Source organism: Variovorax sp. N23 (genome assembly GCF_025486315.1).
GTDB lineage: Bacteria > Pseudomonadota > Gammaproteobacteria > Burkholderiales > Burkholderiaceae_C > Variovorax.
In genome coordinates this window covers 221,189-243,172 of sequence record NZ_JAOOPY010000007.1, presented here as the reverse complement: position 1 = coordinate 243,172, position 21,984 = coordinate 221,189, and the positions used below count along the sequence as shown (strand labels likewise).

At 66.9% G+C, this 21,984-nt stretch carries 21 protein-coding genes; 11 read left to right on the top strand and 10 right to left on the bottom strand.

All coding sequences use genetic code 11. From position 1 onward, the window contains the following. Positions 1–32: 32 nt before the first annotated feature. The 6 genes from adk to N8A90_RS13390 all read right to left on the bottom strand — a co-directional run bounded on the left by adk (position 33) and on the right by N8A90_RS13390 (position 3,796). Positions 33–689 carry an adenylate kinase gene (gene adk / locus N8A90_RS13415; protein WP_262075407.1) on the bottom strand — a complete coding sequence of 219 codons (657 nt, stop codon included), beginning with the start codon at positions 687–689 and terminating at the stop codon, positions 33–35. Positions 690–809: 120 nt separating this feature from the next. Further along, complete coding sequence (kdsB, locus tag N8A90_RS13410) at positions 810–1,574, bottom strand: 3-deoxy-manno-octulosonate cytidylyltransferase (RefSeq protein WP_262075406.1); 765 nt, start codon at positions 1,572–1,574, stop codon at positions 810–812. Continuing rightward, positions 1,574–1,756 (bottom strand): Trm112 family protein, encoded by a 183-nt coding sequence (locus tag N8A90_RS13405; protein WP_262075405.1) that lies wholly within the window; start codon positions 1,754–1,756, stop codon positions 1,574–1,576. Before N8A90_RS13405 ends, kdsB begins: the two co-directional genes overlap by 1 nt. Further along, positions 1,737–2,717: a tetraacyldisaccharide 4'-kinase gene (gene lpxK, locus N8A90_RS13400; protein WP_262075404.1), complete on the bottom strand. Its 981-nt coding sequence runs from the start codon at positions 2,715–2,717 to the stop codon at positions 1,737–1,739. Before lpxK ends, N8A90_RS13405 begins: the two co-directional genes overlap by 20 nt. 1 nt (position 2,718) lies before the next feature. Continuing rightward, positions 2,719–3,141: an ExbD/TolR family protein gene (locus N8A90_RS13395; RefSeq protein WP_262075485.1), complete on the bottom strand. Its 423-nt coding sequence runs from the start codon at positions 3,139–3,141 to the stop codon at positions 2,719–2,721. Between the two features lie 22 nt (positions 3,142–3,163). Continuing rightward, positions 3,164–3,796 carry a MotA/TolQ/ExbB proton channel family protein gene (locus tag N8A90_RS13390; protein ID WP_262075403.1) on the bottom strand — a complete coding sequence of 211 codons (633 nt, stop codon included), beginning with the start codon at positions 3,794–3,796 and terminating at the stop codon, positions 3,164–3,166. 314 nt (positions 3,797–4,110) lie between these two features. Between N8A90_RS13390 and xseA the strand changes: the two genes are divergently transcribed. Beyond that, the gene (gene xseA / locus N8A90_RS13385; protein ID WP_410087680.1) at positions 4,111–5,418 is read left to right on the top strand and encodes an exodeoxyribonuclease VII large subunit; all 1,308 of its coding nucleotides are present in this window, start codon (positions 4,111–4,113) and stop codon (positions 5,416–5,418) included. Positions 5,419–5,467: 49 nt separating this feature from the next. Then, a complete protein-coding gene (locus N8A90_RS13380; protein ID WP_262075401.1) occupies positions 5,468–6,049 on the top strand; it encodes a superoxide dismutase in 582 nt (193 codons plus the stop codon). A gap of 74 nt (positions 6,050–6,123) precedes the next feature. On the opposite strand, the gene N8A90_RS13375 is transcribed toward N8A90_RS13380, so the two are convergent. After that, a complete protein-coding gene (locus tag N8A90_RS13375) occupies positions 6,124–6,573 on the bottom strand; it encodes a DUF192 domain-containing protein (RefSeq protein WP_262075400.1) in 450 nt (149 codons plus the stop codon). Positions 6,574–6,713: 140 nt separating this feature from the next. Then, positions 6,714–7,031: a cell envelope biogenesis protein TolA gene (locus tag N8A90_RS13370; RefSeq protein ID WP_262075399.1), complete on the bottom strand. Its 318-nt coding sequence runs from the start codon at positions 7,029–7,031 to the stop codon at positions 6,714–6,716. Between the two features lie 188 nt (positions 7,032–7,219). Here N8A90_RS13370 and icd point away from each other — a divergent pair, with 188 nt between their 5' ends. The 7 genes from icd (at position 7,220) to N8A90_RS13335 (ending at position 17,852) form a co-directional block, all read left to right on the top strand. Then, positions 7,220–8,479, top strand: a complete 1,260-nt coding sequence (gene icd / locus N8A90_RS13365) for an NADP-dependent isocitrate dehydrogenase (RefSeq protein WP_262075398.1) — start codon at positions 7,220–7,222, stop codon at positions 8,477–8,479. 106 nt (positions 8,480–8,585) lie between these two features. After that, on the top strand, positions 8,586–10,817 hold the full coding sequence (locus tag N8A90_RS13360) for an NADP-dependent isocitrate dehydrogenase (protein WP_262075397.1): 2,232 nt from the start codon (positions 8,586–8,588) through the stop codon (positions 10,815–10,817). A gap of 192 nt (positions 10,818–11,009) precedes the next feature. Then, positions 11,010–11,369, top strand: a complete 360-nt coding sequence (gene clpS, locus N8A90_RS13355; RefSeq protein ID WP_262075396.1) for an ATP-dependent Clp protease adapter ClpS — start codon at positions 11,010–11,012, stop codon at positions 11,367–11,369. 54 nt (positions 11,370–11,423) lie between these two features. Next, positions 11,424–13,745, top strand: a complete 2,322-nt coding sequence (gene clpA, locus N8A90_RS13350) for an ATP-dependent Clp protease ATP-binding subunit ClpA (RefSeq protein ID WP_262075395.1) — start codon at positions 11,424–11,426, stop codon at positions 13,743–13,745. A gap of 120 nt (positions 13,746–13,865) precedes the next feature. Next, complete coding sequence (gene cls, locus N8A90_RS13345) at positions 13,866–15,314, top strand: cardiolipin synthase (protein WP_262075394.1); 1,449 nt, start codon at positions 13,866–13,868, stop codon at positions 15,312–15,314. Between the two features lie 7 nt (positions 15,315–15,321). Next, entirely contained in the window at positions 15,322–16,764 is a 1,443-nt protein-coding gene (sbcB, locus tag N8A90_RS13340) for an exodeoxyribonuclease I (protein WP_262075393.1), read from the top strand. Between the two features lie 98 nt (positions 16,765–16,862). After that, a complete protein-coding gene (locus N8A90_RS13335; RefSeq protein ID WP_262075392.1) occupies positions 16,863–17,852 on the top strand; it encodes a tripartite tricarboxylate transporter substrate binding protein in 990 nt (329 codons plus the stop codon). 22 nt (positions 17,853–17,874) lie between these two features. On the opposite strand, the gene N8A90_RS13330 is transcribed toward N8A90_RS13335, so the two are convergent. After that, a complete protein-coding gene (locus N8A90_RS13330; protein WP_262075391.1) occupies positions 17,875–19,011 on the bottom strand; it encodes an iron-containing alcohol dehydrogenase in 1,137 nt (378 codons plus the stop codon). 152 nt (positions 19,012–19,163) lie between these two features. Between N8A90_RS13330 and N8A90_RS13325 the strand changes: the two genes are divergently transcribed. Then, positions 19,164–20,093: an alpha/beta hydrolase gene (locus tag N8A90_RS13325; RefSeq protein WP_262075390.1), complete on the top strand. Its 930-nt coding sequence runs from the start codon at positions 19,164–19,166 to the stop codon at positions 20,091–20,093. 4 nt (positions 20,094–20,097) lie between these two features. Then, on the top strand, positions 20,098–20,967 hold the full coding sequence (locus N8A90_RS13320) for a YbgC/FadM family acyl-CoA thioesterase (RefSeq protein ID WP_262075389.1): 870 nt from the start codon (positions 20,098–20,100) through the stop codon (positions 20,965–20,967). Between the two features lie 4 nt (positions 20,968–20,971). Here N8A90_RS13320 and N8A90_RS13315 read toward each other — a convergent pair whose 3' ends face one another. Next, positions 20,972–21,913: a YgfZ/GcvT domain-containing protein gene (locus N8A90_RS13315; protein ID WP_262075388.1), complete on the bottom strand. Its 942-nt coding sequence runs from the start codon at positions 21,911–21,913 to the stop codon at positions 20,972–20,974. Between the last annotated feature and the right edge of the window lie 71 nt (positions 21,914–21,984).

Below are 21,984 nucleotides of genomic sequence, written 5' to 3'. Positions count from 1 at the left end.
GGGCTGCGCTCGAGCCCGGCCTGACGGGCGTTTCAGCTGCTCAGAGCGGCGAGTGCGCGCTGCGTGATCTCGTCGACCGTGCCGACGCCGCTGATGGCGCGGTACTTGGGGGCGACGGCCGGCTCGGCCTTGGCCCAGGCGGCGTAGTAGTCCACCAGCGGACGGGTCTGCTGGCTGTAGACGTCGAGCCGCTTGCGCACGGTCTCTTCCTTGTCGTCTTCGCGCTGTACCAGATCTTCGCCGGTCGCATCGTCCTTGCCTTCCACCTTCGGCGGGTTGAACTTGACGTGGTAGATCCGGCCCGATGCAGGGTGCGAGCGACGGCCGCTCATGCGCTCGATGATGTCGGCGAACGGCACGTCGATCTCGAGCACGTAGTCGAGCTTCACGCCCGCCGCGCGCATGGCGTCGGCCTGCGGAATGGTGCGCGGAAAGCCGTCGAACAGGAAGCCGCTCGCGCAGTCGGGCAGCGCGATGCGTTCCTTGACGAGGTTGATGATCAGGTCATCGCTCACCAGCGCACCCGAGGCCATCACGGCCTGGGCCTGCAGGCCCAGCGGCGTGCCGGCCTTGACGGCGGCACGCAGCATGTCGCCCGTCGAGATTTGCGGGATGTTGTACTTCTTGCAGATGAAAGCGGCTTGCGTGCCTTTGCCTGCCCCGGGGGCGCCCAACAAAATCAGTCTCATGGTGTCCTCGGACGGTTCTTAGATTTCTGTCACGCCAAGCCGGCCACGAGGGCAAGGGGCAGGGCGGAGTTGCGTCGAGGATAGCATGCGCACCCGTGCGAAATGCCCGCGAAAGACACCTCAGCGACCGGCGAACAGCGCACGCACGCGTGCCAGGTCGTCCGGCGTGTCGATGCCCGGCCCTGGACGGTGGTCGCTGACGTGCACCGCGATGCGAAAGCCGTGCCACAGCGCCCGCAACTGTTCGAGCGCTTCGGTGGCCTCGATGGGGGCCGGCGCCAGCGTCGGAAACTTCCGGATGAAGCCTGCGCGATAGCCGTAGATGCCGATGTGCCGCAGTGGTGCCGGCGCCGTCGGCAGCGCGGGCCCGTCGGTCGACGCGCGTGCGTCGCGCCACCAGGGAATCGGCGCGCGGCTGAAGTACAGCGCGAAGCCGCGTGCGTCGAGCACCACCTTCACCACGTTCGGATTGCCGAAGTCGGTGGACGTGTCGATCGCGTGCGCGGCGGTGCTCATGACCGCATCCGGTTGCGCCGCGAGTTCAGCCGCCACCGCATCGATCAGCGCCGGGTCGATGAGGGGCTCGTCGCCCTGCACGTTCACGACGACCGCATCGTCCGGCAGCGCGAGTCGCGTGCAGGCCTCGGCCAGGCGATCGCTGCCGCTCGGGTGGTCGGTGCGGGTCAGCAGGGCGTCGATGCCGTGTGCGGCACAGGCCTCGACGATGCGTGCATCGTCCGCTGCGACGACGATGCGCGAGGCGCCGGATGCCTGCGCGCGCTGCGCCACCCGCACGACCATGGGCACACCGGCGATATCGGCGAGTGGTTTGTCGGGCAGGCGCGTGGACGCCAGCCGCGCCGGAATCAGGACGATGAAGGGCATTAAAGGCCGAGTTCGTCGTCCGACAGGGTGCGCGCTTCGTTCTCGAGCAGCACGGGAATGCCGTCGCGCACCGGGTAGGCCAGCCGTGCGCTGCGCGAGACCAGTTCCTTTTTCTCGGCGTCCCAGGTCAGCGGGCCCTTGGTCACGGGGCAGACGAGCAGTTCAAGAAGCTTGGTGTCCATCGAGCGATGATAGCTTTGCATCGAGCGCCGCCAGAAAGGCCGGCACCGGCTCGAAGCGCAGCGGCACCGCGAGCGCGTCCGGCTGTCGGCGCCAGAGCTTGAGCGCGTCTTTCTCGGTGCACAGCACGGTGCCGTCGCCTGCGGCGATCGGCGCCCAATCGTCGAAGTCGTGGTGATCGGGCAGGGCGATGCAGCGAGTGGGCGTCAAGCCCTTGTCGCGCAGCATCTGGAAGAAGGATTCGGGCCTGGCGATGCCGGCCACGGCGATCAACGGCCGACCGACCAATTCTGCGAGCGGCACGGTGGCGCCTTGCGCGGACATGGCCGAGTCGGCGAGCGAACGTCGCGCCGTGAAGCCGGCGAAGGCCGGCCGGGACCCCGTGTGCAGCACTAGGTCGCAGGCCCGCGGCCACGCCTCGCGCAGCGGCCCGGCCGGCAGCAGCCAGCCATTGCCGATGCCGCGGTCGTCGAAGACGCAGATCTCGACGTCGCGCGCCAGCGCCAGATGCTGCAGGCCGTCGTCGCTGACGATCAGGCGGACGTCCGGGTAGGCCGCCGTCAGCGCGCGCGCGGCATCGATGCGCCGCGTGGCGACGAACACCGGTGCCCGGGTCGAGCGGCGTACCAGCGCCGGTTCGTCGCCGACGTCGCGCGGATCGCTGTCGTCGCGCACCTCGCGACAGTCGGTAGTGCGGCGGCCATGGCCGCGCGAGATCACCCCGGCCCGCACGCCGCGGGCGCGCAGATGTTCGACGATGGCCATCACGACCGGCGTCTTGCCCGCACCGCCGGCGACCACGTTGCCCACCACCACGACCGGCACGCTGGCGCGCTCGGTGCGCAGCCAGCCCACCCGGTACAACGCGCGGCGCAGCGCCGCGAGCAGGCCGAAAAGTCGTGACAGCGGCCACAGCAGTCGCGCGACCGCGCCTCGCTCCAGCCAGGCGCGCTGCAGCGGCAAGTCAGCGCCCCGCCTGCGCGGCGGACTGCGTGGCGAAGGTGATCTGCACCATGCCGGCCCGGCGTGCGGCCTCCATCACGGTGATCACGGCCTGGTGCGCAGCACTGGCGTCAGCGCTGATGATGACCACGCTGTCCTTGGTGCCGCCCGCCGCCGTCAGCGCGGCGGCGACCGTCTCGACGCTGCGGTCGGGCAGCACATTCCGGTTGATCGAGTAGCGACCGTCGGCCGACACGGCGACGATCACTTCCTTCGGGTAGTCGCGCTGCGGCTCGGCATCGGCCACGGGCAGGCGCAATTGCATCTCGGTGAACTTGCTGTAGGTGGTCGACAGCATCAGGAAGATCAGCACGACCAGCAACACGTCGATGAACGGGATCAGGTTGATCTCCGGCTCGTCGCGCGAGCCGTGGCGGAAGTGCATGCGGCCGGGCTTCATCACGGGCTCACTTGCGCAGTGCGTTGAGATGCCGCGCGAAGCGCTCACCGGCGAGTTCGAGGTTCAGCAGGTACTCGTCGACCCGCGTGCGAAAGTAGCGCCAGAAGATCAGCGTGGGGATGGCGACGATCAGGCCGAAGGCGGTGTTGTAGAGCGCGATCGAGATCCCGTGCGCCAGTTGCGCCGGGTTGCCCGAACCCACCGCGCCGCCGGCCGGCGATTGCGAGCCGAAGATCTCGATCATGCCGATCACGGTGCCCAGCAGGCCGAGCAGCGGCGCAGCCGACGCGATGGTGGCGAGCGCGGGGAGCCAGCGCTCCAGTCGGTGGGCCACCGTGCGACCGGAGGCTTCCATGGCGGCGCGCACGTCTTCCTCGCTGCAGCGCGGGTCGGCGTTGAGCGCCCGAAACCCGGAGGCGAGCACTTCACCCAGCGCGGAATTCTTTTCGAGCTTGGTCACGACGTCGGGGCCCGGTACCGCGTTGCGCGAGACCGTGATGGCTTCATCGAGCAACTTGGGCGGCAGGACACGCGCCGTCTTCAGGCTGGCGAAACGTTCGATCACCAGAGCCAAGGCCAGCACCGAACAGGCGAGCAGCGGCCAGATCGGCCAGCCCGCAGCAACTATGATGGAAAACAAGAAATCCTCCGGCCCATGGATTGCAAATGCGCGGCGATTATCACCCGCGGCAACAAAAGAAAACGAGCGTCATCCCCGTCGGCGATGGCGCACAGTTTCTGTGGATAACTTTGTGATTAACTGCGTTGGCAACTGCCGCGCACCCGCATGAACAGGGCCTTGCATTAGGACGATCGAATTTTGAGCAGCAGTTTCCCGATTGAAATCAACAACTTGCACCACAAGCTGCGCCTCGCTGAGTCGCGTGTGGGGCAGGGCACCGTGCATGCGATGCACTGTGGAAGAGTGCCTGCCGCCGAGAGCGCTGCGTCGTGATCGATGCCGAGGCGTCGCGCGGCGCGATACCGCGCGTGTGGGCGGTCGGCGCGCTGTGTCACGCAGTGGCCGATGCGTTGGACGCGCGCTTCAACCCGGTCACCGTGCAGGGAGAGATCTCGGGTTTCTCGCGTGCGGCCAGCGGCCACTGCTACTTCGCGCTCAAGGACGCATCCGGGCAACTGCGCTGCGCCATGTTCCGACGCGCTGCCAGCCTGGTGGACTTCACGCCGCGCGATGGCGATCAGGTCGAGGTGCGCGGCCGGCTGGCCGTCTACGAACCGCGTGGTGACCTGCAGCTGGTGGTCGAAAGCCTGGCGCGTGCAGGGCAGGGGGCGCTGTTCGAGCAGTTCCTGCAGCGCAAGGCCAAGCTCGAGGCCGAGGGGCTGTTCGACCCCGCGCGAAAGCGGTCCTTGCCCGCCATGCCGCGTGCCGTCGGCGTGGTCACGTCGCTGGGTGCCGCGGCGCTGCACGACGTGGTGACCGCCCTGCGCCGCCGGGTGCCGCACATTCCCGTGGTGCTGGCCCCGGCGGCGGTGCAGGGCGCGGGCGCGCCGGCCGAACTGGTGCGGGCCTTGCAATCGCTCTGGACGTCACCGCAACCGGTCGACGTGATCCTGCTGGTGCGCGGCGGCGGTTCGATCGAGGACCTCTGGGCCTTCAACGACGAAACCCTGGCGCGAACCATCGCGCGAAGTCCTGTGCCTGTGGTCTGCGGGGTCGGCCATGAGACCGACTTCACCATCGCCGACTTCTGCGCGGACCTGCGCGCGCCGACCCCGACCGCGGCGGCGGAGCTCGTGTCCGCGCCGCGCGATGTCTGGCTCGGGGCGTTGGATTTGATCGAGGGCAGACTGCAGGACGCCGTCGGTGGGCGGCTCGACCTGCTCGGTCAAAGGCTGGATCTGGCAGCCGGGCGACTCGGTCGCCCCTCGTCCGCGGTGCTGCGTCAGCAGTTGCGTCTGGGCCGGGAGGCGCAGCGCCTGCGCTATGCCGTCGCGGCGCAACACCAGCGGCTCGCGCAGCACGCACGGATGACGCAGCAAGGCTGGCCCGCGCTGTGGCAGGGCGGGGTGCGGCGGCATCGGGAACACCTCGACCGGTTGAGCGATCGACTGCGTCTTCTCGACCCCGCCCAGGTGCTTCAGCGCGGCTATGCCTGGCTGCTCGACGCACGGGGCCGTGCCGTGACAAGCAGCTCGGACATCACGGCCGGGGATGCATTGACGGCACGTCTGGCCGATGGCAGCCTCGATCTGAACGTCACCGCCGTCAACACGGCGCCACCGCCGACGCAGGGCATCTGAATACTTTCTAGAATCCCTCCATTCCACAACCAACCCACGAGCCAAGAACATGGAACACGTCCTTCCTCCTCTCCCCTACGCCCTCGACGCCCTCGCGCCCGAGTACTCGAAGGAAACGCTCGAGTACCACTACGGCAAGCACCACAATGCTTACGTCGTGAACCTGAACAACCTGCAGAAGGGCACCGAGTTCGAGAACATGACGCTCGAGGACATCATCAAGAAGTCCAGTGGCGGCATCTACAACAACTCCGCACAGATCTGGAACCACACCTTCTTCTGGAACTGCATGAAGCCGCAGGGCGGCGGTGCACCGACCGGTGAACTGGCCAAGGCGATCGATGCCAAGTGGGGCAGCTACGATGCCTTCAAGGAAGCCTTCGTGAAGTCGGCCGTCGGCAACTTCGGCTCCGGCTGGACCTGGCTCGTGAAGAAGGCCGATGGCACCGTCGACATCGTGAACACCGGCGCTGCCGGCACGCCGCTCACGACCGCCGACAAGGCGCTGCTCACGGTCGACGTCTGGGAGCACGCGTACTACATCGACTACCGCAACCTGCGCCCGAAGTTCGTCGAGACCTTCCTGGCCAAGCTGGTCAACTGGGGCTTCGCGCAGAAGAACTTCGCTTAAGTCCGGGTTCCGCCCTCAAGAGAAAGCCGGCTTCGTGCCGGCTTTCTTTCGTCCTGATGCCGTGCACCGGCCGCTCAGCGTCCGAGCTGGAAAGGGGCGCCGCCCAGCCTGGCGTTCTTCTTGATGTTCTTTCGGGCGAACCAGCCCTGGTTCATTTCCAGGACGAAGCGCACCGGCTCAGCCGAGCAGTGCGATTCGAGCGTGAGCGGCTGCATGTCGACGATGTTGACGATGCGGCCGTCGTCGGCGACGAATGCGGCCGACAGAGGCAGCAGCGTGTTCTTCATCCAGAAGCACTGGGTCGATGGCTGCTCGAAGACGAACAGCATCCCCTCGGCCTGTGGCATCTCCTTGCGGTACATGAGGCCGACCTGCTGCTGCAGGGGCGTCTGCGCGACCTGCGCGTCGATCTGGTACATGCCCGCCGACAACTTGACGCGGGGCAGATCCGTCTGGGCTTCCTGGGAAAGCGCAGCAAAAGGCAGCAGGCACAGGGAAAGCAGGGCAATGACACGCGAAAACATGATGCGAAGGAATTCAAAAATGAAAAAGAGGGATGAAAGCCTACCCAATTCGAGAGAGATACGCTGTCGGCTGGGAAAAAGCTTTGATGCAGGCCAAAAAAAAGCGTTCCGAAGAACGCTTTTTTTGTGTGCAGCCCCAATTAGTTGGGCGTGCCGCCCTGGGTCGACTTGCGCTTGACCGAGCCGTCCTTGTTGCGACGGCGGGTATCACGCGTTTCAGCGCGCTTTTCGCCGGCGACAGCGGCCTTGTCGGTGCCGATGGCACCGCCTTCAGGCACCTTGTTGATATCGCCGCCGGCGCCTGCCTTCACTTGACCGGCAGGCTTGTTCGCCACCTTGGCTTCGGCGCGTGCCTGGGGCGTCGTGTTGGTCACAGGCGCTTTCTCAGCCGTGGGGGTCTGGGCGTAGGCGCCTGCAGCAAAAAGACCAGCGATCAGGACTGCGAGAGCTTTGTTCATTTAGAAATTCCTCGAGGAGTTGAGTGATTACGCCTTCCGCCCAGCAGAAGGTCAGCAAACAACGAAGCCGCATCGACCGCGGTTGACACGGCTTTCGACATGATTGCTTGCGTCTAAAATTCTAAGGCTAATAACAGCGGTTGAAGTCGCTTCGACCATCAAATGTCACCTCGGAGCAACTCCGCCCCATGTCGAGCTACCAGCACATTCAGGTTCCATCCGCCGGCCAGAAGATCACCGTCAGCGCCGACAATTCTCTCCGTGTGCCGGATCAGCCGATCATTCCCTTCATAGAGGGCGACGGCATCGGCGTCGACATCACGCCGGTCATGCTGCGGGTGGTCGATGCAGCCGTGGCCAAAAGCTACGGCTGCAGCCGAAAAATCCACTGGATGGAAGTTTTCGCCGGCGAGAAGTCGACCCGGCTCTACGGCCCCGACGTATGGCTGCCGGACGAAACCGTGCAGGCGGTGCGCGACCACGTCGTCTCGATCAAGGGCCCGCTGACCACGCCGGTGGGGGGCGGCATCCGCTCGCTCAACGTGGCGTTGCGTCAGGCGCTCGACCTGTACGTCTGCCTCCGGCCGATCCAGTATTTCGACGGTGTTCCGAGCCCGCTGAAGGAGCCGCACAAGACGAACATGGTGCTCTTCCGAGAGAACTCGGAGGATATCTATGCCGGCATCGAGTTCGCTGCCGGCAGCGAGCAGGCCAAGAAGCTCATCGCCGTCCTGCAGAACGACTTCGGCGTCCAGAAGATCCGGTTCCCCGAAACGTCCGGCATCGGCATCAAGCCGGTGTCGCGCGAGGGGACGGAACGCCTCATGCGCAAGGCGATCCAGTATGCGATCGACCACGACAAGCCCTCCGTGACGATCGTGCACAAGGGCAACATCATGAAGTTCACAGAAGGCGCCTTCCGTGACTGGGGCTATGGCCTCGCGGCGAAGGAGTTCGGCGGGGAGTTGATCGACGGCGGCCCCTGGATGCGGGTCAAGAACCCCCACACGGGCAAGTCCATCACGGTCAAGGACCGCGTGGCCGACGCCTTCATGCAGCAGATCCTGTTGCGCCCCGCGGAATACTCGGTGGTCGCCACGCTCAACCTGAACGGCGACTATCTCTCCGACGCACTGGCCGCACAGGTGGGTGGCATCGGCATCGCGCCCGGTGCCAACCTGAGCGACACGGTGGCGATGTTCGAGGCCACGCACGGGACGGCGCCGAAGTACGCCGGCAAGGACTACGTCAATCCGCTGTCGGAGATCCTCTCGGCCGAGATGATGCTGCGCCACATCGGCTGGAAGGAGGCCGCAGACCTGATCATCCGGTCGCTTCGCCGATCGATCCTCAGCAAGAAGGTCACCTACGATTTCGCGCGCCTGATGGACGGCGCGACGCAGGTCAGCTGCTCGGGTTTCGGGCGGGTGATGATCGAGAACATGTGAGCGTCGCCCCGCCTGCAGCGCAAGGGCCGGCGAGCGGCGACAATAATCGACGATCCGGCGGGCGCCGGTGACACACAGACTCTATGACATCAAGGATGCAGGCCGCATGAGCAAACCAACCATCATCTACACGTTGACCGACGAAGCGCCTTTCCTGGCGACGCAGGCCTTCCTGCCGATCATTCGTACCTTCACGGCACCGGCCGGCATCGACGTGACGACCAGCGACATTTCGGTGGCCGCCCGCATCCTGGCGCAGTTTCCGGAGGCGCTGACCGACGAGCAGCGCGTGCCCGACAACCTGGCCGAGCTCGGCAAGCTCACGCTGCTGCCCGACACCAACATCATCAAGCTGCCGAACATCAGCGCGTCGGTGCACCAGCTGATCAGCGCCATCAAGGAACTGCAGTCCCGCGGCTACAAGATTCCCGACTATCCGGAAGATCCCAAGACCGACGAGGAGAAGGCGATCCGCGCCCGCTACTCGAAGTGCCTGGGCAGTGCCGTGAACCCGGTGCTGCGCGAAGGCAATTCGGACCGCCGCGCCCCCAAGGCCGTCAAGGAATACGCCCGCAAGAACCCGCACAGCATGGGCGAGTGGAGCATGGCTTCGCGCACGCACGTGGCGCACATGAAGCACGGCGACTTCTATCACGGCGAAAAGTCGATGACGCTGGACAAGGCGCGCGACGTCAGGATGGAACTGGTCGGCAAGAGCGGCAAGACCACCGTGCTCAAGCCGAAGGTGTCGCTGCTGGCTGGCGAGATCATCGACAGCATGTTCATGAGCAAGAAGGCCCTGCTGGCCTTCTACGAAGAGCAGATGGAAGACGCCCGCAAGACGGGCGTCATGTTCTCGCTGCACGTGAAGGCCACGATGATGAAGGTGTCGCACCCCATCGTCTTCGGCCACGCCGTGCGCGTGTTCTACAAGGAGGCCTTCGAGAAGCACGGCAAGCTGTTCGACGAACTGGGCGTGAACGTCAACAACGGCATGGTCGACCTCTACACGAAGATCGAGTCGCTGCCTTCGACCAAGAAGGAAGAGATCATCCGTGACCTGCATGCCTGCCACGAGCACCGTCCCGAGCTGGCGATGGTCGATTCGGCCAGGGGCATCACGAACCTGCATGCCCCCAACGACGTGATCGTCGACGCCTCGATGCCGGCCATGATCCGCATCGGCGGCAAGATGTGGGGCGCCGACGGCAAGCCGAAGGACACCAAGGCGGTCATCCCGGAAAGCACCTTCGCCCGGATCTACCAGGAGATCATCAACTTCTGCAAGACCAACGGCAACTTCGATCCCGTGACCATGGGCACGGTGCCGAACGTGGGCCTGATGGCGCAGCAGGCCGAGGAATACGGCTCGCACGACAAGACCTTCGAGATCAACGAAGACGGCGTGGCGAACATCGTCGACATCGCCACCGGCGAGGTGCTGCTGTCGCAGGACGTGGAAGCCGGCGACATCTGGCGCATGTGCCAGGTCAAGGACGCGCCGATCCGCGACTGGGTCAAGCTGGCGGTCACCCGTGCCCGCAACTCCGGCATGCCGGCGCTGTTCTGGCTCGACCCGTACCGCCCGCACGAAGCGGAACTGATCAAGAAGGTGCAGACCTACCTCAAGGACTACGACACCCAGGGCCTGGACATCCAGATCATGTCGCAGGTGCGCGCCATGCGTTACACGCTGGAGCGCGTCATCCGTGGCCTGGACACCATCTCGGTCACCGGCAACATCCTGCGCGACTACCTGACCGACCTGTTCCCCATCATGGAACTGGGAACCAGCGCCAAGATGCTGTCGGTCGTGCCGCTGATGGCCGGCGGCGGCATGTACGAGACGGGCGCGGGCGGCTCTGCGCCCAAGCACGTCAAGCAACTGGTGGAAGAAAACCACCTGCGCTGGGATTCGCTGGGCGAGTTCCTGGCCCTGGCGGTGTCGCTGGAGGACCTGGGCCTCAAGACGAACAATGCCCCGGCCAAGATCCTGGCGCGCACGCTGGACACCGCCACCGGCAAGCTGCTGGACAACAACAAGAATCCGTCGCCCAAGACCGGCCAGCTGGACAACCGCGGCAGCCAGTTCTATCTGGCGATGTACTGGGCGCAGGAACTGGCCGCGCAGACGGACGACAAGGCGCTCCAGTCGAAGTTCGCTCCGCTGGCCGAGGCCCTCGGCCGCGGCGAGAAGAAGATCGTCGAGGAACTCGCGGCCGTACAGGGCCAGCCGGCGGACATCGGCGGCTACTACCTGGTCGACGCCAAGAAGTGCGAGGCCGTCATGCGGCCGAGTGCCACGCTGAACGCGGCGCTCGCATCGGTCGGTCCCTGAGCAGGGATCGCGGACGGACCCCACGTCCGTTTGCGAAAACACAACGCCCCGGCCCCTTCCCAGGTGCCGGGGCTTTTTCTTGCGTGTAAAACTTGGCTAAAGCGTCTTCTCGGAACCCTTGTTTTCTTCGTAACATGACGCCAGATCATCTGGCGCCGGCATGGCGCTTGCTCGCTCGATAGAATGAATTTCATGGCAACCCGAAACCCCTCGAAACCCGCCACACCGCCGGCCCACAAGCCCGCGGGGGGCGATGGCGATTCGGTCGTCCTGGAGCGCCGCCCGCAGAAAACCGCACCCCCGCAGATGTTTCAGGTGGTGATGCTCAACGACGACTACACCCCGATGGAGTTCGTGATCGTCGTCATTCAGGAGTTCTTCAACAAGGATCGCGAAACGGCGACCCAGATCATGTTGAAGATCCATCTCGACGGCCGTGGCATCTGCGGGGTGTATTCCCGCGACATGGCCGCCACCAAGGTCAATCAGGTGATGGAGGCGGCCCACCAGGCCGGCCACCCATTGCAATGCGTCAGCGAACCGGTTGAATAAATCGCGCGCCGACCCATCTGAGAAGTTATTTACAGCAAGGCAGAAGGAAATCACATGATTGCCCAGGAACTGGAAGTCAGCTTGCACATGGCCTTCGTCGAGGCCAGGCAGCAGCGCCACGAGTTCATCACGGTGGAGCACCTGCTGCTCGCTTTGCTGGACAACCCGAGTGCCGCAGAGGTTCTGCGCGCATGCTCGGCCAACGTCGATGACCTTCGCGCGTCGTTGACGAATTTCATCAAGGACAACACCCCCCAGGTGGCCGGGACCGACGATGTCGACACCCAGCCGACCCTCGGGTTCCAGCGCGTGATCCAGCGCGCCATCATGCACGTGCAGTCCACCGGCAACGGCAAGAAGGAAGTGACCGGCGCCAACGTGCTGGTCGCCATCTTCGGCGAGAAGGATTCGCACGCGGTGTACTACCTCCACCAGCAGGGCGTGACCCGGCTGGACGTGGTGAACTTCATCGCGCACGGCATCAAGAAAAGCGATCCGCCGGAAGCCGCCAAAGGCAGCGCCGAATCGTCCTCGAACGAGGGCGAGGAGGGCGGTGGCGAGAAGAACGAAAAGGCGTCGCCGCTGGAGCAGTTCACCCAGAATCTCAACCAGATGGCCAAGGACGGGAAGATCGACCCGCTGATCGGCCGCGAGTACGAGGTCGAGCGCGTGATCCAGATCCTCTGCCGCCGGCGCAAGAACAACCCGCTGCTCGTCGGCGAGGCCGGCGTGGGCAAGACCGCCATCGCCGAGGGTCTGGCCTGGCGCATCACGCAGGGCGATGTGCCCGAGATCCTGGCGGAAGCCCAGGTGTACTCGCTCGACATGGGCGCACTGCTGGCCGGCACCAAGTACCGCGGTGACTTCGAGCAGCGCCTCAAGGGCGTTCTCAAGTCGCTGAAGGACCGGCCCAACGCCGTGCTCTTCATCGACGAGATCCACACGCTGATCGGCGCCGGTGCAGCCTCGGGCGGCACGCTGGACGCATCGAACCTGCTGAAGCCGGCGCTCTCGAGCGGCCAGCTCAAGTGCATCGGCGCGACCACCTTCACCGAATACCGCGGCATCTTCGAGAAGGATGCGGCCCTGTCGCGTCGCTTCCAGAAGGTCGACGTGGTCGAGCCGACGGTGCAGGAAACCGTCGACATCCTGAAGGGCCTGAAGTCGCGCTTCGAGGAACACCATGGCGTGAAGTACGCTGTGGCGGCTTTGCAGGCTGCGGCCGAGCTGAGCGCCAAGTACATCAACGACCGTCACCTGCCCGACAAGGCGATCGACGTGATCGATGAAGCCGGTGCGGCCCAGCGCATCCTGGCGCCGAGCAAGCGCAAGAAGACGATCACCAAGGCCGAGGTCGAGGAAATCGTCGCGAAGATCGCGCGTATTCCCCCGGCCAACGTGTCGAACGACGACCGCGGCAAGCTGCAGACGCTGGAACGTGACCTGAAGAGCGTCGTTTTCGGCCAGGACAAAGCGCTCGAAGTGCTCGCCTCGGCGGTCAAGATGGCGCGTTCGGGGCTGGGCAAGGGCGACAAGCCGATCGGCTCCTTCCTGTTCAGCGGCCCCACCGGCGTCGGCAAGACCGAAGCGGCCAAGCAGCTCGCCTATATCATGGGCATCGAACTGATCCGCTTCGACATGTCGGAGTACATGGAACGCCACGCCGTGAGCCGCCTGATCGGCGCGCCTCCGGGCTACGTCGGTTTCGACCAGGGCGGCCTGCTGACCGAGGCCGTCACGAAGAAGCCGCATTGCGTGCTGCTGCTCGACGAGATCGAGAAGGCGCACCCGGACATCTTCAACGTACTGCTGCAGGTCATGGACCATGGCACGCTGACGGACAACAACGGGCGCAAGGCCGACTTCCGCAACGTCATCATCATCATGACGACGAACGCGGGTGCCGAGACCATGAACAAGGCGACCATCGGCTTCACCAACCCGCGCGAATCGGGTGACGAGATGGCCGACATCAAGCGCCTGTTCACGCCGGAGTTCCGCAACCGCCTGGACGCGACCGTCAGCTTCAAGGCGCTGGACGAATCGATCATCCTGCGGGTGGTCGACAAGTTCCTGCTGCAGCTGGAAACGCAGCTGGCCGAGAAGAAGGTCGACGTGACCTTCACCGACGCTCTGCGCAAGCACCTGGCGAAGAAGGGCTTCGACCCGTTGATGGGTGCGCGGCCGATGCAGCGCCTGATTCAGGACACGATCCGTCGTGCACTGGCCGACGAACTGCTCTTCGGTCGTCTGCAGGACGGCGGCCGCCTCACCGTCGACCTCGACGACAAGGACGAAGTGCAGCTCGACATCCAGCCACTGCCGAAGAAGGAAGGCAAGGCCAAGCCGGAAGCCGAGGAGGCTGCCGCAGGCTGACCGACTTTCGCACGGCCATGTGACCCACGTGGCCGTGCCGCCTTCAAAGGCCGGTAGCATCGTGCTGCCGGCCTTTTTCTTTGGGCCAGCGCCATCCCCACTCATCGCGGCACCTGTCTCTTGATCCTTCCCGAAATCAGCCAAGAATGGAAAACGGGCCTGTCCCTGGCCTGGAGCGGCTACATCGCCGTGCTGTCGGTCTGGATCGTGATGCAGAAGCGCGCGCCGGTGTCGACGATGAGCTGGATCCTGTCGCTCGCGCTGCTGCCCTTCGCCGGTTTTCTCGTCTACTACTTCCTGGGGCCGCAGCGCCTGAAGAAGCTGCGGCTCAAGCGCCTGCGCAACCGCGCCATTGCGCAGGCGCCGGCCGATCTTGCGTTGCTGCACGAGGCCGGGGAGAACGCGCCGCCGGCCCTGCGCCATCTGGCGGCGCTGGGCACGGCGGCCTGTGGCATTCCGGTGTCGAGCGCGACCGGCATCGAGCTGCTGTCCGGCGGTGCGCGCACCTTCGACGCCATCTTCGATGCAGTTCAAAGCGCGCGGCACCATGTGCACCTCGAGTACTACATCTTCGAGCCCGACCGGATCGGCACCGCCCTGCGCGACCTGCTGATCGAGCGCGCGCGGCAGGGCGTCGCGGTGCGCCTGCTGCTCGACGCGCTCGGCTCCAAGCGCATCGGCCGCCGATTCATGGCGCCGATGCATGCGGCCGGCATCCACGTCGCGCTGTTCCACGACACCAAGATCGGCCGTCGTCTGCGGCCGGTGACCAACTATCGCAGCCACCGCAAGATCGTCGTCGTCGACGGGCGCATCGGCTTCACCGGCGGCGTGAACATCACCGACGAGGAAGACCGCCGCACCCGGCCCGACGCCTACCACGACGTGCACCTGCGGCTCGAAGGCAGCGCGGTGCGCTGGCTGCAGACCACCTTCCTCGAGGACTGGAGCTACGCCACCGGCGAGAGCGCCCGGCGCATGGTCGACGAGTCGCTCGACGACATGCTGCCGCGCATGGACGCCGGTGAGATCGCGGCACAGATCGTCACCAGCGGCCCCGACAGCCCGCTCGAAGCGATCCACCGCATGCATGTGGAGGCGATCCATTCGGCCAACGAACGCGCCTGGCTGACCACCCCGTATTTCGTGCCCGGCGAGCCGGCGCTGATGGCGCTCACCAGCGCGGCGCTGCGCGGTGTCGATGTGCGGCTGCTGGTGCCGCGGCGCAGCGACTCGGCGATCGTGAGCGCCGCCGCGCGCTCGTACTATGACGAGCTCATCGGCGCCGGCGTGAAGGTCTGGGAATACAAGGCGCGCATGCTGCATTCCAAGACCCTGGTGGTCGACGACCACTGCGCGATGATCGGCACCGCCAACTTCGACAACCGCAGCTTCCGCCTCAACTTCGAGGTGATGGCGGTGGTGTACGGCCCGGCGCTGGCGCGCCCGCTGGCCGCCCAGTTTGAAGACGACCTGCACAGCGCCGCCGCCGTGCGCCTGAACCGGCCGCAGAGTTTTCCACGCCGCCTGGGCGACGCACTGGCCCGGCTTTCCTCACCCTTGCTCTGACGCGACCATGTCCGCCCACACCTTCCTCTGGCACGACTACGAAACCTTCGGCGCCGTGCCGCGCCGCGACCGGCCGTCGCAGTTCGCCGCCATCCGCACCGACGCCGATCTCAACGAGGTGGGCGAGCCGCTGATGCTCTACTGCCAGCCGGCAAACGACTACCTGCCGAGCCCCGAGGCTTGCCTGATCACCGGCATCACGCCGCAGCTCGCGCTGGAACGCGGCGTGCCGGAACACCAGTTCGCCGCCGAGGTCGAGCGCGCCTTCGCGCAGCCCGGCACCATCGGCGTCGGCTACAACACGATCCGCTTCGACGACGAGGTGACGCGCTTCCTGTTCTGGCGCAACCTGATCGACCCGTACGCGCGCGAGTGGCAGAACGACTGCGGCCGGTGGGACCTGCTCGACGTGGTGCGGTTGACCTATGCGCTGCGCCCGGACGGCATCCAGTGGCCGACGAAGGAAGACGGCAAGCCCAGCTTCAAGCTCGGCGACCTGGCGCGTGCCAACGGGCTGCTGCACGAAGCCGCGCACGATGCGCTGTCGGACGTGCGCGCCACCATCGCGCTGGCCCGGCTCATCCGCGACGCGCAGCCGCGGCTGTTCGACTTCGCCTTCGGCCTGCACCGCAAGGACCGCGTCGCGAGCGAACTCGGCCTGCCGGCCACGCGCGAGACGGCCAGGCCCTTCCTCCATGTGTCGGGCATGTTCCCGGCCGAGCGCGGCTGCCTCGCCGTGATGTGGCCGCTGGCCAGCCACCCGACCAACAAGAACGAGCTGCTGGCCTGGGACCTGGCGCACGACCCGAGCGAGCTGCGCGACATCGACGTGCCCACGCTGCGTCAGCGCCTCTTCACGCGCACGGCCGATCTGCCCGAGGGCGTGGTGCGGCTGCCGATCAAGGGCATCCACCTGAACAAGTCGCCGATGGTGGTGGGCAACCTCAAGACGCTGGCCCCCGCGATGGCCGCGCGCTGGAACGTCGACCTCGACACTGCCATGCGCCACGCGGCCATCGCCCAGGGCCTGCCGGACATGAGCGCGATCTGGTCGCAGGTGTACGAGCGCCCGAAGGAGGCGGCGCCCGATGTCGACGAAGACCTCTACGGCGGCTTCGTCGGCAATGCCGACCGGCGGCGGCTGAACCAGTTGCGCGGCCTGTCGCCGGCCGAACTGGCGTTGTCGCGCACCGGTTTCGACGACCCGCGGCTGGAAGAGATCCTCTTCCGCTACCGCGCCCGCAACTTCGGCGACACGCTCACGCCCGACGAGGCCGAGCGCTGGGAGGCGCACCGCGCGGCGCGCCTGCTGGAAGGCGAGGGCGGTGCCCGCAACGTCGACCAGTTCTTCGCCGAGATCGACACCGCGGCCGAGACGGCCGACGAGCGCGGCGAGGAGTTGCTGGGCCTGCTGTACGAATACGCCGAGGCGATCGCGCCGTCGCCCTGATCGGGTCGATCGGGATCGGCCCCAGGCGGGGCAAACCCCGAGCCATGGGCGGGCGCCCGGCTTCCAGAATGAATGCTCCCCAAACGGAGACATCGTTCGTGCCTTCTTCAACGCTGACCCGCCGCCGCTTTCATCTGTCCACCGCGGCCGCCGCCGCATCGCTCGCCCTGCCGAGTCTGGCGCAGAACGCCTGGCCGACCCGCCCGATCCGCATCGTCGTGCCCTACACGCCGGGCGGCTTCACCGACCAGATGGCAAGGCTGGTGCAGCTCGGCCTGCAGCAGCGCCTGGGCCAGCCGGTGCTGATCGACAACCGGCCGGGCGCGAACAGCCTGATCGGTGTCGATGCAGTCGCGAAGGCGGCGCCCGACGGCAGCACCTTCGGCGTCGTCATCGCGGCGTACGCGGCCAACACCTCGCTCTACGCCGGTAAGCTGCCCTACGACCCGCGCAAGGATCTCATGGGCGTCTCGCTGATGGGCGTGTCGCCGCTGCTCGCTGCAGTGAACAACGACGCCCCCTTCAAGACCGGCCGGCAGCTGATCGACTACGCCCGCGCGAACCCCGGCAAGATCAGCTTCGGCTCGTCAGGCAACGGCTCCGCGGCGCACCTCACGACCGAGCTGTGGAAGGCGCTGACGAAGACCTACATGGTTCACGTCCCGTACCGTGGCGCCGTGCCGGCGCTGACGGACCTGATGGGCGGGCAGATCCAGCTCTTCTTCGATGCGCCGACCGGGCTGATCAACCAGGCGCGGGCCGGCAAGATCCGCCTCATCGGCGTGGCCGGCGAACAGCGGCTGCCGGCCGTGCCCCACGTGCCGACCTTCATCGAGCAGGGTTTCGCGGGCTTCACCGGCAGCACCTGGGCCGGCATGCTCGCACCGGCGGGCACGCCGCCCGGCGTCGTGCAGCGGATGGCGGACGAGGTCGCGCGCATCATCAAGAGCGACGAGACGCGCGCCAGGCTCGATGCCATGGGCACCTTTCCGGCGGGCAGCACACCGCAGGAATTCGATGCCTTCATCGCCGCAGAGACCACCAAGTGGGGGCAGGTGATCAAGACCGCCGGCGTGAAAGCCGAGTGAACGGCTCCGGCGACCCAGCGTCCTACATCGACGCGTCGAGCATCTCGCGGTAGTCCTCGCGCGTGGCCAGGCGCGGGTTGGTCTTGTGGCAGTGGTCGGCCATGGCACCGTCGATCACCTGCTCGAACAGCGCGGGCGTGACGCCCACCTCGGCCAGGCCGCCGGGCAGGCCCAGGCGCCGGCTCATGTCGCGGATGGCGTCGCCCAGGTCGCCGGCCGAATCGAGGTTCATCGCCCGCGCCATGCGCTGCAGGCGCTGCTCCTTCTGCACCGACTCGGCGCCGGCGTTGAAGCGGACCACGGCCGGCAGGAAGAGGGCGTTGAGCGTGCCGTGGTGCAGGCGCGGGTCGACGCCGCCCAGGCTGTGGCTCAGCGAATGCACGCAGCCCAGGCCCTTCTGGAAAGCCATGGCACCCTGCATGGATGCGCTCATGAGGTTCAGGCGCGCCTCGCGGTCGCTGCCGTCTTTGGTGGCGCGTTCGATGTGGCCCCAGGCGCGCTCCAGGCCGTCGAGCGCAATGCCGTCGGCGGGCGGGTTGAAGGCGGCCGACATGAAGGTTTCCATGCAGTGGGCAATGGCGTCCATGCCGGTGGCCGCGGTCAGGCGCGGCGGCAATCCGAGCGTGAGTTCAGGGTCGCAGATGGCGGCCTTGGGCAGGATGTGCCAGCTGTGGAAGCCGAGCTTGCGATGGTCGTCCACGATGAGGATCGCGCCGCGCGCCACCTCGCTGCCGGTGCCGCTGGTGGTGGGCACGGCGATCAGCGGCGCGACCTTCTCGGTGATCTTGGGCGAGCCGCCTTCGATGGTCGCGTAGGTCTTGAGCGGACCGTCGTGCGTGGCCGCGATGGCCACGCCCTTGGCGCAGTCGATGGCCGAGCCGCCACCGACGGCGATCAGTCCGTCGCAGCGGCCGCTGCGGTACAGGTCGACGGCCGCGCGCACGGCGGCTTCGGTCGGATTCGACGGCGTGGCGTCGAACACCGACACCGCCAGGTCGCCCAGCGCGTCGAGCGCGGTCTGCAGGATGCCGGCGGCGCGCACGCCGGCGTCGGTCACGATCATCGGCCGGTGGATGCCGACGCGCGCGCACTCGGCGCTCAGCAGGCGGATCGCGCCGAATTCGAACTGGATCTGGGTCAGGTACTGGATGAGGGCCATGTGCGTGCGTCGATGCAGGAGGGGGCTGTACGATTTGGGAAACGAATCCAGCGAATCTAGCAACAGGACCCCATCTTGCCCATGCACAAAACCCTTGCCGATGTCGCGGCGAGCACACCTTTTTCGCCGGTGCGCACGGCACCAGGCCGCCCATGCTGACGCCGAAGATGACGAGCGTGGTCGAGCGCATGACACGCGCCGGCCATCCACCCTTCCATGAACTGACGGCGACCGAAGCCAAGGCGTCCTACGAGAAAGGCGCCGGCGTGCTTGAGGTGCCGAAGCCGGCGCTGGCGCGGGTCGAGGACTTCCACATCCCCGCGCGCGACGGCTTCCACCTGCCGGCGCGTCTCTATGCGCCGTCGGCCGACGTGCTGCCGGTGCTCGTCTTCTTCCACGGCGGCGGCTTCACCGTCGGCAGCATCGCCACGCACGACACGCTGTGCCGCGTGCTGGCCAGCCGCAGCGGCTGTGCCGTGATCTCGATCGACTATCGGCTGGCGCCCGAGCACAAGTTTCCGACCGCCTCCGACGATGCCTGGGATGCCGTGCAGTTCGTGGCGCGCGAGGCAGCGTCACTCGGCCTCGACGGCCGCCGCTTGGCGCTCGGCGGCGACAGCGCCGGCGGCACACTGGCGGCCGTGTGCGCCGTGATGGCGCGCGACGCGGGCCTCCCGATTGCGCTGCAGCTGCTGTTTTACCCCGGCACCACCGCCCACCAGGACACGCCGTCGCACGAGCGCTTCGCCTGCGGACCGCTGCTCGACGAGCCGCTCATCAGCTGGTTCTTCGGCCAGTACGTGCGCACCCCGGCCGACCGCAGCGACTGGCGCTTCGCTCCGCTCAATGCGGAGGACGTCGACGGCGTCGCGCCGGCCTGGATCGGGCTGGCCGAGGCCGACCCGCTGGTGGACGAAGGCGTCGCCTATGCCGACAAGCTGCGCGCTGCCGGCGTGCCGGTCGACCTGGAGATCTACCGCGGCGTGATCCACGAATTCATCAAGATGGGCCGGGCGATTCCCGAAGCGCTGCAGGCGCACGCCGACGCGGCCCGCGCCCTGAACGAAGCCCTGAAGCCCTGAACCCATGACCGAACTGAAACACCGCAGCGACTTCCGCTTCTTCCACCGCCTGCGCGTGCGCTGGGCCGAAGTCGACATGCAGAAGATCGTCTTCAATGCGCACTACCTGATGTACTTCGACACCGCCATCGCCGACTACTGGCGGGCATTGGCGCTGCCCTACGAGGAATCGATGGCGTCGCTCGGCGGCGACTTGTACGTGAAGAAGGCGACCGTCGAGTTCAACGCGTCGGCCCGCATGGACGACGTGCTCGACGTGGCGATGAAATGCGTGCGTATCGGCAACTCGTCCATCGTCTTCCACGGGGGCCTGTTCCGCGGCGACGAACTGCTCGTGACCTGCGAGCTGATCTACGTCTTCGCCGACCCGGCCACCCAGACCTCCCGGCCGGTGCCAGCCGAGCTGCGCGCGATCTTCGCCGCCTACGAGGCGGGCGAGCCCATGGCCACGGTCGAGACCGGTGACTGGCAGAAGCTCGGCAGCGGTGCCGGCGGCCTGCGCCGGGCGGTGTTCGTCAAGGAGCAGCGCATCCCCGAAGATCTGGAATGGGACGAGCACGACGTGACCGCGCTGCACGCCGTGGCCCGCAACCGGCTCGGGCGCGTGATCGGCACGGCGCGGCTGATCCGCGAAGCGCCCGGCCTGGCGCGCATCGGCCGCATGGCCGTGCACCGCACGCTGCGCGGCGGCGGGCACGGCGAAAGCGTGCTGCGCGCGCTGGAAGCTGCGGCGCACGCGCGGGGCGACCAAGCGGTGACGCTGCATGCCCAGCGCAGTGCCGAGGCCTTCTACCGGCGGCTCGGTTACGCGCCCCATGGCGAGCCCTTCGAGGAAGCCGGCATCGCGCACATCGAGATGCGCCGGCCGCTCTGACCGATCAGATGTCCGCCAGCAGCGGGTAGGGCAGCGGCTCGACCTGCAGCGCCGGGCCGCTCGCGCTGCCGGCGTGCAGCGGACCGGCGTCCAGCGCCGCGATCTGCATCGACACCAGCGCTGCCCAGCGGCCATCCGGCGCCGGGGCGGCCTGCACCACCGTGCCCACGGGCTGCTCGGTGTCGTTGGCGGCGAAGACCTCCTGGCCGGCTTCGACCGGCGCATCGGACGTCGTGACGTAGGCGCGGCGCTTGAGCGTGCCGCGGAACTGGCTGCGCGCCACGATCTCCTGCCCGGGGTAGCAGCCCTTCTTGAAGTTCACGCCGCCGATCGACTCGTAGTTGAGCATCTGCGGCACGAAGGCGTCGAGCACCGGCGTCGTCAGCGTCGCGACGCCGCTGCGCACCTCGCTCCATTGCCAGAGTGCCGCGTCGAGTTCGTCGCCGACCGGCCGGGGCGCGGCCACGGGCGCCATCCAGAGCGCGCGCGGCACGCCGTCGGCCGGGTAGAGGGGAACGATGCTGATCTCGTCCTCGCCATCGGTCACCGGCCGCGCGATGCGCGCGCCGGGCGGCGATGCGGCATCGATCCCGTTGGCCGTGAGTGCCGTGCCGGCGAGGCCGAACAGGGCGATCGAATCGCTGGCGTCGGTCAATTTCACCTTCGCCCGCAGCACGTACATCGAGAGCCGCTTGAGCGTCGCTGCCAGGATGTCGCGGCTGCAGACCAGCAGGACGAGGTCGGGTCGGGGCCGCACGCCGACGAAGCTGGCGATCATCCGGCCCTTGGCGGTGCACAGCGCCGCGAGGCGCGCCTCGGCGGGCTGGAGCAGGGCGAAGTCCTGCGTCAGTTGACCATGCAGGAAGCTGGCGGCATCGGGGCCTTCGGCGCGGATCACGCCCAGATGGGCAAGAGCGGTTACACCATTCGGGAGGGCAGGGGTCATCGCTGAATTATCATGGCCTGCGCCCGTCCGCGGGGCCCGCAGGGCTACCGCCCACGGCGCGACTTTCCGCC

What these genes read in the sequence shown, in the direction of transcription:
- adk (WP_262075407.1), bottom strand. Translation starts at nt 689, where the DNA reads ATGAGACTGATTTTGTTGGGCGCCCCCGGGGCAGGCAAAGGCACGCAA.
- kdsB (WP_262075406.1), bottom strand. Translation starts at nt 1,574, where the DNA reads ATGCCCTTCATCGTCCTGATTCCGGCGCGGCTGGCGTCCACGCGCCTG.
- N8A90_RS13405 (WP_262075405.1), bottom strand. Translation starts at nt 1,756, where the DNA reads ATGGACACCAAGCTTCTTGAACTGCTCGTCTGCCCCGTGACCAAGGGC.
- N8A90_RS13395 (WP_262075485.1), bottom strand. Translation starts at nt 3,141, where the DNA reads ATGCACTTCCGCCACGGCTCGCGCGACGAGCCGGAGATCAACCTGATC.
- N8A90_RS13380 (WP_262075401.1), top strand. Translation starts at nt 5,468, where the DNA reads ATGGAACACGTCCTTCCTCCTCTCCCCTACGCCCTCGACGCCCTCGCG.
- N8A90_RS13375 (WP_262075400.1), bottom strand. Translation starts at nt 6,573, where the DNA reads ATGTTTTCGCGTGTCATTGCCCTGCTTTCCCTGTGCCTGCTGCCTTTT.
- N8A90_RS13370 (WP_262075399.1), bottom strand. Translation starts at nt 7,031, where the DNA reads ATGAACAAAGCTCTCGCAGTCCTGATCGCTGGTCTTTTTGCTGCAGGC.
- icd (WP_262075398.1), top strand. Translation starts at nt 7,220, where the DNA reads ATGTCGAGCTACCAGCACATTCAGGTTCCATCCGCCGGCCAGAAGATC.
- N8A90_RS13360 (WP_262075397.1), top strand. Translation starts at nt 8,586, where the DNA reads ATGAGCAAACCAACCATCATCTACACGTTGACCGACGAAGCGCCTTTC.
- clpS (WP_262075396.1), top strand. Translation starts at nt 11,010, where the DNA reads ATGGCAACCCGAAACCCCTCGAAACCCGCCACACCGCCGGCCCACAAG.
- clpA (WP_262075395.1), top strand. Translation starts at nt 11,424, where the DNA reads ATGATTGCCCAGGAACTGGAAGTCAGCTTGCACATGGCCTTCGTCGAG.
- sbcB (WP_262075393.1), top strand. Translation starts at nt 15,322, where the DNA reads ATGTCCGCCCACACCTTCCTCTGGCACGACTACGAAACCTTCGGCGCC.
- N8A90_RS13330 (WP_262075391.1), bottom strand. Translation starts at nt 19,011, where the DNA reads ATGGCCCTCATCCAGTACCTGACCCAGATCCAGTTCGAATTCGGCGCG.
- N8A90_RS13325 (WP_262075390.1), top strand. Translation starts at nt 19,164, where the DNA reads ATGCTGACGCCGAAGATGACGAGCGTGGTCGAGCGCATGACACGCGCC.
- N8A90_RS13320 (WP_262075389.1), top strand. Translation starts at nt 20,098, where the DNA reads ATGACCGAACTGAAACACCGCAGCGACTTCCGCTTCTTCCACCGCCTG.
- N8A90_RS13315 (WP_262075388.1), bottom strand. Translation starts at nt 21,913, where the DNA reads ATGACCCCTGCCCTCCCGAATGGTGTAACCGCTCTTGCCCATCTGGGC.